This is a genomic window from Halorubrum sp. AD140, assembly GCF_034497445.1.
GTDB lineage: Archaea > Halobacteriota > Halobacteria > Halobacteriales > Haloferacaceae > Halorubrum.
Genome location: NZ_JAXRUU010000283.1, coordinates 1 through 1,127, shown reverse-complemented (window position 1 = coordinate 1,127; position 1,127 = coordinate 1). Strand labels below are relative to the sequence as shown.

At 60.6% G+C, this 1,127-nt stretch carries 2 protein-coding genes; both read left to right on the top strand.

Annotated elements, in window-relative coordinates; translation table 11 throughout:
• The coding region (locus U4E84_RS18210) for a dihydroneopterin aldolase family protein (RefSeq protein ID WP_322533475.1) at positions 1-146 on the top strand (146 nt) is incomplete at its 5' end.
• Between the two features lie 121 nt (positions 147-267).
• The coding region (locus U4E84_RS18205; protein WP_322533474.1) for an ABC transporter substrate-binding protein at positions 268-1,127 on the top strand (860 nt) is incomplete at its 3' end.

The window sequence follows — 1,127 nt, the reverse complement described above, 5'->3', positions numbered from 1 at the left end:
ACCACGGGAACGGTTATACCGAACTCACCGGCTCGCTGATGGACGTCGAGATGCGGATCGACTACGAGGGCGTCGTCGTCCGCACGCGGATGGAGATGAAAGACGGGTACCCTCTGATGGAACTCGTTGGGGTGGCCGACGAGTGAGTCGGTAACCACTATCATTTATAATTAGGAGTTTATATATTCAATATTCGTCGAATTATCTACGGAATATGATTCGGCCGTGGAGGAAGATTTTAGTATAAGCTATCTGAATTGACTGTACATGTCCGATCCGACAACTGAAGATTCGGTCGAGAGCACGAAGCGACGTAAACTGCTCAGCCTCCTCGGCGGTGGCGCCGCGGTGACTCTCGCCGGCTGTTCCGGTGACGAAGGGTCCCCCGACGGCAACGACAGCGACGGCAACGACAGCGACGGCGGCGACGGCGACGACGGTGACGACGGCGACGACTCCGGGGCGACCAACGCCGACAAGGCGCAGGCCGCGTGGGAGCGCGCCGTCGAAAACCCCCTCCCGGAGGACGAGGACCTCCGCAACGAGGCCTACGTCGAGATGGAGGAGGCGGTCCGTGACGACGCCGTGCTCATCCCCCTGTACCACGGTTTCACCGAGCTGTTCTGGTACGATTACGTCGACGTCCCGCTGACCGGCGCGCTCGGCAAACACTGGCAGCAGCTCAACACGACTGAGGTCGAGGATGCCGACACGCTCAACCTCATCAACAGCACCTTCGACGAGCTGGACCCGATCATGTCGACCGATACGGCGTCGTCGATCGTCATTACTCAGATCTACGAGAACCACACCGAGTTCCCGAACGGCGTCCCCGAAATCGAAAACCAGCTCCTCGAAGAGTACGAGGTCTCCGAGGACGGGACCACGTGGACGTTCACGCTCAAAGAGGACATCCAGTTCCACGAGGGCGGAACCGTGACCGCACAGGACGTGAAGTACTCCTGGCGGCGCACCGTCGAGTCGGAGAACTCCGAGCGGGCGTCGTTCACGCTCGAACAGCCTACCGGACTCGGGATCGACGCCGAAACGGACGACGAGGGCGACGTGGAGCCCGACTCGCTCGCGATCGAGGTCATCGACGACCAGACCTTGGAGGTACAGCTCGT